We start from the raw sequence: 6,880 nt of genomic DNA, 5'->3' as shown, positions 1-6,880 counted from the left end.
CCCGCGCCCTCGCCTCCCAGGCCGCGGCGGTCGGGCACGACGCCGAGGGTCACCATCACGTCGCGGAAGTTGATCCCGGCCGCGCGCACCGCGATGCGTACGCGTCCGGCGGCCAGCGGCTCCTCCGCCTCCGGGAACGGCACCGGCGCGACGGCGTCGATCGTCCCGGCACCGGCTTCCAGGCGCCAGGCCCCCTCCCCGGCGGCGGGAAGGAGCAGCTCCGAGGCGGTCGCGCGGCTCAGCCGGGGGACGAGGATCCGGTCGCCGCGCAGTGCCAGCTGCGGTTCGTCGAGGTCGAGGGCGCAGCGGATCGCGTCGTCGACCGGGGCGTCCGTGTCCGTGCCGGTGTCGGTGTCGAGGAGGACGAATCGGCCGGGGTTCTCGGTCTGGGCGCTGCGGACCAGGCCCCAGACGGCCGCGGCGGCGGGGTCGATGGTGGCGTCCTCGTCCACGGCGACGGCCTTGCGGGTGACGATGACCAGCGGCGCGTCGTCCGGCTTCGGATCGGCCAGCCACTCCTGTACGAGCGTCAACGCCCGCCGTACGGCGTCCAACTCGCCACCCTCGCCCGTGGTGACGACGGTGCGGGACGGCGTCGGCGCGGGCTCGTCCACCCGGTCGGCGAGCGGGGAAGCGGGCGTCCACGCCAGGGTGAACAGGCCCTCGGGGAGGGGCTGCTGGGGGGAGGCGAGGCGGGTGGGGCGGGTGGTGACGGAGGCGGCGGTCAGGATGAGTTCGCCGGCCGGGTCGGTGAGGGTGAGGACGAGGCCGCCCTCGCCGTCCCCGCTCCCGTTCCCGGCGCGGGTGATGCGGGCGCGGGCGTGGGTGGCGCCGGTGGCGTGCAGGGTGACGCCGCTCCAGGAGAACGGCAGCCAGACCTCGCCGTCCGCGGTCCCGGCGGTGGCGATGAGGGGGTGGAGCGCGGCGTCGAGGAGCGCCGGGTGGAGCGCGAGGGCGTCGGTGGCCTCGCCGTCGGGGAGCGCGATCTCGGCGAGGAGGTCGTCGCCGTCGCGCCACAGGGCGTGGAGTCCCTGGAAGGCGGGCCCGTACGCGTAGCCGTCGTCGGCGGCGCGCTCGTAGAAGCCGGTGAGGTCGACGCGTTCGGCACCCGGCGGCGGCCAGGTCTCCTCCGCCCGCGTCCCGGCCGTGGGCTGGGCGGTGAGGGTGGCGGTCGCGTGGTGGGTCCACTCCGTCGAGGGCGTGGACGCCAGGCGGGTGTAGACGTGCAGTTCGCCGCCGGCGCCGAGGATGACCTGGAGCGCGAGGGGTTCGGTGGGGTGGAGGGTGAGCGGGTGGTGGAGGAGCAACTCCTCGACGTGCGGCGTTCCGGGGGCGTGGCCGGCGGCGCACAGCGCCAGCTCCAGCAGGGCGGTGCCGGGCAGCAGGACCGTTCCCGCGATGGTGTGCTCCGTCAGCCAGCTGGCGTGGTCGGCCGCCGGGACGTAACCGCTGAGCACCACCCCGCCGTCCGCTAGCGGCGCCACCGAGTCCAGCAGCGGGTGGTCGAGTGCCGTGCCGCCCGGGGAGGCGCCGCCGCCGGAGGGGCGCGGCGCGATCCAGTACGGCTGGTGCTGGAAGGGGTAGGTGGGGAGGTCGGTGACGTGGCGGCGCTGGTGCCAGGGGGTCCAGTCGACGGGGGCGTGGGTGGTGTGGAGGGTGGCCAGGGCCTGGGCGAGGGCGTGGGTGTCGGGCTGCTTGCCGGTGAGGGTGGGCAGGGCTGCGGCGGCGGTGGTCTCGGGGAGGGTGTGGTGGACGGCGTGGGTGAGGACGGGGGTGGGGCCGAGTTCGAGGAAGAGGCCGGCGTCGTGGGCGGCGGCGAGGTGGCTGATGGTCTGGTGGAAGCGGACGGGCCGGCGGATGTGCTCGGCCCAGTAGGCGGGGGTGGTGATGTGGCCGGGGTCGGCGGGCTCGCCGGTGAGGTTGCTGATGAGGGGGAGGGCGGGCGCGTGGAAGTCGAGGTCGGCGATGGCCTGCTGGAAGGGGGTGAGGATGGACTCCATCTGGGGGGAGTGGAAGGCGTGGGAGACCGGCAGCTCGCGGACCCGGCGGCTCTGGTCGCGCCAGTGGGCCGCCGCCGCCGCGACCTGGTCGGCGGCGCCGGAGATCACGGTGTGGGCGGGGGTGTTGGTGGCGGCGATGGCCAGGCCGGGGAAGTCGGCGAGGGTGGGGGCGACTTCGTCCTCGGTGGCGTGGAGGGTGGCCATGGCGCCGCCTTCGGGGAGCGACCCCATGAGGGTGGCGCGGGCGGCGACCAGGTGGGCGGCGTCGTCGAGTGACAGCACACCGGCGAGGTGGGCGGCGCTGACCTCGCCGATGGAGTGCCCGGCCACCGCGTCCGGGGCCAGGCCCATGGAGGTGAGGAGGCGGGCGAGGGAGACGTGGAGGGCGAACAGGCCGGTCTGGGTGTAGGTGGTGTGGTGGATGAGGTCGGCGGTGTCGTGGTGGGTGGCGAAGACGATCTCGCGCAGCGGGCGGTCGAGATGGGGGTCGAGGAGAGCGCAGATCTCGTCGAAGGCGTCGGCGAAGACGGGGAAGCGGGCGTGCAGCGCGGCGCCCATGCCGGGGCGTTGACTGCCCTGGCCGGAGAAGAGCCACACGGTCTTCCCCGGCGTCTCCGGGGCCTCGCCGCCGGGGGCGACGAGCGCGGCGTGCGGCGCGCCCTCGGCGAGCGCCGCCAGGGCCGCGGTCATCTCCTCCCGGTCCTCGCCCACGATCACGGCCCGGCGTTCGAAGGTGGCCCGGGTCGTGGCGAGGGACCAGCCGACGTCCGTGACCGGCACCTCCTCGTCCGCGCGGAGGCGTTCGGCGAGGCGGGTGGCCTGGGCGCGCAGTGCCTCCTCGCTGCGGGCGGAGAGCGGCCAGGGTACGAGGCCGGGCGTGGCGGCCGGGGCTGTGCCGGGCGTTTCGCCGGGGACCTGTTCGAGGATGAGGTGGGCGTTGGTGCCGGAGGCGCCGAAGGAGGAGACGGCGGCGCGGCGGGGGCGGCCGTCGGTCTGCGGCCAGTCGGCGGGTTCGGTCAGTAGCCGGACGTTGCCGCTGTCCCAGTCGACGTGGGGGGAGGGCTCGTTCACGTGCAGGGTGGGCGGCAGGACGCCGTGCCGCATGGCCATGATCATCTTGATGGCGCCCGCGACCCCGGCGGCGGCCTGGGCGTGCCCGATGTTGGACTTGATCGAGCCCAGCCAGAGGGGCTGGTCCTCGTCCGGCCGGTCCTGGCCGTAGGTGGCGAGCAGCGCCTGCGCCTCGATCGGGTCGCCGAGGGTGGTGCCGGTGCCGTGGGCCTCGACCGCGTCGATGTCAGCAGGGGACAGCCCGGCGCTGGCCAGGGCCTGGGTGATGACGCGTTGCTGGGAGGGGCCGTTGGGGGCGGTGAGGCCGTTGCTGGCGCCGTCCTGGTTGATGGCGGAGCCGCGGATGACGGCCAGCACCTGGTGGCCGTTGCGGCGGGCGTCGGAGAGGCGTTCCAGTACCAGCAGCCCGGCGCCCTCGCTCCACCCGGTGCCGTCCGCGGCGGCGGCGAACGGCTTGCACAGGCCGTCCGGGGCCAGGCCGCGCTGGCGGGAGAAGTTGGTGAAGACCTCGGGGGTGGCCAGCACCGTGACGCCGCCGGCCAGTGCCAGCTCGCACTCGCCGCCGCGCAGCGCCTGCGCCGCCAGGTGCATCGCCACCAGTGAGGAGGAACAGGCGGTGTCCACGCTGACGGCCGGGCCCTGGAGCCCGAGGGTGTACGCCACCCGGCCGGAGACGACGCTGCCCGAGTTGGCGAGCATGCTGTAGCCCGCCAGGCGCGGATCGGCCGCCAGACCGGTGCCGTAGTCGTGGTACATGACGCCCGTGTAGACGCCGGTGAGGCTGTCCTTGAGGGTGTGCGGGTTGATCCCGGCGCGTTCGAGGGCTTCCCAGGCGGTCTCCAGCAGCAGGCGCTGCTGCGGGTCCATGGCCAGCGCCTCGCGGGGGTTGATGCCGAAGAACGCCGCGTCGAAGGCGTCGGCGTCGTGGAGGAACGCGCCCTGGGAGGCGTAGCTGGTGCCGGGGTGGTCCGGGTCGGGGTGGAAGAGGTTGGCCAGGTCCCAGCCACGGTTGGTGGGGAAGGGCCCGACCACGTGCCGCCCGTCCGCGACCAGCTCCCACAGCTCCTCGGGCGAGGTCACCCCGCCGGGGAAGCGGCAGGCCATCGCCACCACCGCGATCGGCTCGTCGGTCGCCGCCGCGGTCCTTCCCGGTGTCGCGGCGGCGGCGGTGGTGCCGTCGAGGTGGCGGAGCAGGTGGTCGGTGAGGGCCTGCGGGGTGGGGTAGTCGAAGACGAGGGTGGCGGGCAGCCGCAGGCCGGTGGCGGCGGCCAGCCGGTTGCGCAGCGCCACTCCGGTGAGGGAGTCGAAGCCCAGCTCCTTGAACGCCGACTCGGAACGGATCGAGGCGTCCGTGGTGTGACCCAGGACCACGGCCGCCAGCTGGCGGACCGTGGCCAGCAGCGCCTCGCGCCGGGCCGTCGCGTCGAGGCCGGCGAGGCGGGCCGTGAGCGCGGTGCCGCCGGTGGCGCCGCCGGCCGGGAGGCCGGCGGCGCGGCGGCGGGCGGGCCGGGCCAGGGCGCGCAGCATCGCGGGAGCCTCGGGGCCGAGGCGGGTGGCGTCCAGGTCGGCCGCGACGACGAGGGGGTGGCCGGCGTGCAGCGCGGCGTCGAACAGGCGCAGGGCGTGCGGCGTGCTCACGGGGCGTGAGCCGGCGCCCGCCAGGCGGGCGAGGTCGGCCTGGGTGAGGTGTCCGGTCATGGCGGAGGTCTGCTGCCACAGCGTCCACGCCACGCTGGTGCCGGGCAGCCCGTCGGCGCGGCGGCGGGCGACCAGGGCGTCGCACCAGGCGTTGGCGGCGGCGTATCCGGCCTGCCCGGCGTTGCCCACCACCCCGGCGGCGGAGGAGAACACCACGAACATCCGCAGCGGCAGCCCGCGGGTGAGGGCGTGGAGGTTCCAGGCGCCCTCGACCTTCGGCGTCCAGACGCGGGCGAGGCGGTCGTCGTCCCACGCCGCGACGAGGGCGTCGTCGATCACGCCGGCGGCGTGGACCACGCCGATCGGCGGGTGGCCGGCGGGGAGCGCCGCGAGCGTGTCCGCGAGCGCGGCGTGGTCGGCGACGTCGACAGCCGCCACCTCCGCGTGGGCGCCCAACCCGGCCAGGCGCCGCAGGAGTCCGGCCGCCTCGGGGGCGTCGGCGCCCCGGCGGGAGAGCAGCAGCAGGCGTTCCGCGCCGTACGCGCGCACCAGGTGCTCGGCGATCAGGCCACCGAGCACGCCGGTGCCGCCGGAGATGACCACCGTGCCGCCGGAGAGGTCGGGGGCCTCGGCCGCGTCGGGTTCGGCGGCGGGCGTCAGACGGGGGACCGACACGGCGCCGTCCGGACCGATCGCGAGCTGCGGCTCGTCGGCGTCGAGCGCGCGCCGGACAGCCCCGGCCGGGCTCTCCCCGGCGCGGGGGTCGACCAGTGTGAACCGGCCCGGGTGCTCGGCCTGGACCGCGCGGACCAGGCCCGACACCGCCGGATCCGAGGTGACCAGCACCAGCCGGGAGTCGAGCAGCCGCGGCTGGGCCAGCCACTCCTGGAGGAGCCGCAACGCGCGCCGGACGGCCGCCGGGTCCGTTTCCGCGTCCCTGTCGGTGTCCGGCGAGGCGAGGACCACCGGGGGCGCGGGCTCGCCCGCGTCCAGCGCGTCCAGCAGCGCCGCCACGTCGGCGTAACGGCGCCCGGCCGCCCCGGCGTTGCCCGTCGTGCCGAGGCTCGCCCAGGTCTCGCTGGGCTCGTCCGGCGCGGGCGCCTCAGCCGGCAGCGGCTGCCACTCCACCGTGTACAGGCCGCCGGCGGAGGGTGAACGCCGCTGGGCCGCCCGCAGCGCCTCGCCGTCGGCGGGGCGCATCGCGACCGCCTCGGCGCTGAACACGGGGGCGCCGGCCGCGTCCGCGACCACGACGCCCAGCTCCCGGCCGCCGTTGCCGCCGCCCCGGAGGCGGACGCGGACGTGGCGCGCGCCGGCGGCATGCAGGGTGACGCCGCTCCAGGTGAACGGCAGCCACAGCTGCCCGTCCTCTTGCCGTCCGCCCAGCGCCGCCGGGTGCAGCGTGGCGTCCAGCAGCGCCGGGTGGATGCCGAACTCGCCAGTGTCGGTGTCGGTGTCGGCGTCGGCGTCGGGCAGGGCCACCTCGGCGAGGAGGTCGGCGCCATGCCGCCACGCCGCCTGGACGCCCTGGAACGCCGAGCCGTACCGGTAACCGGCCGCCTCCGCACCCGCGTACAGCCCGCCGATGTCGAGCGGCTCGGCGCCCGGCGGGGGCCAGGCGCCCGCCAGTTCCATCCCGGCCGCATCGCCCGTGACGGGCGGGGCGAGCGTGCCCGTGGCGTGGACCGTCCAGCCGTCCACGGCGGCGGGGGCGGGCTGCGAGCAGATGCTGACGGCGCGGCGGCCCTCGCCGTCCGGGGCCTCCGCCAACACCTGCACGCGCAGCTCGCCCTCCGGGGAGAGGGTCAGCGGCAGCTGGAGCGTCAGCTCCTCCACCCCGCCGCAGCCCGACTCGTCGGCCGCCCGCAGCGCCCACTCGACCAGGGCCGCGCCGGGCAGCAACGCCACGTCCGCCACCTCGTGTTCGCCCAGCCAGCCGGCGTTCCCGGCCGCCGGGAGAACGCCGGTGAGCAGCACGCCGCCGTCCGCCAGGCCGGTGGCGGCCGACAGGTGCGGGTGGCCCACCGGCCGCAGGCCCGCCGCGCTGACGTCGCCGGCCGGGCGATCGCCCGCCATCCAGTAGCGCTGTCGTTGGAAGGGGTAGGTGGGGAGGTTGGGTGGTTCGGTGCCTGGGGCTGGTGGTGTGGGGAACCAAGTGTGCCAGTTGATGG

Annotated in this window: 1 protein-coding gene; it reads right to left on the bottom strand. The window is 76.4% G+C overall.

Annotated elements, in window-relative coordinates; genetic code table 11:
* Positions 1–6,785, bottom strand: a 6,785-nt coding sequence (locus ACH4U7_RS52945; protein ID WP_398534903.1) for a type I polyketide synthase, incomplete at its 3' end; no start/stop codon positions are given.
* Between the last annotated feature and the right edge of the window lie 95 nt (positions 6,786–6,880).

Origin of the sequence: Streptomyces sp. NPDC020845, assembly GCF_044334165.1 — a bacterium.
Classification (GTDB): domain Bacteria; phylum Actinomycetota; class Actinomycetes; order Streptomycetales; family Streptomycetaceae; genus Streptomyces.
This window is presented reverse-complemented; position numbering and strand designations above follow the sequence as displayed.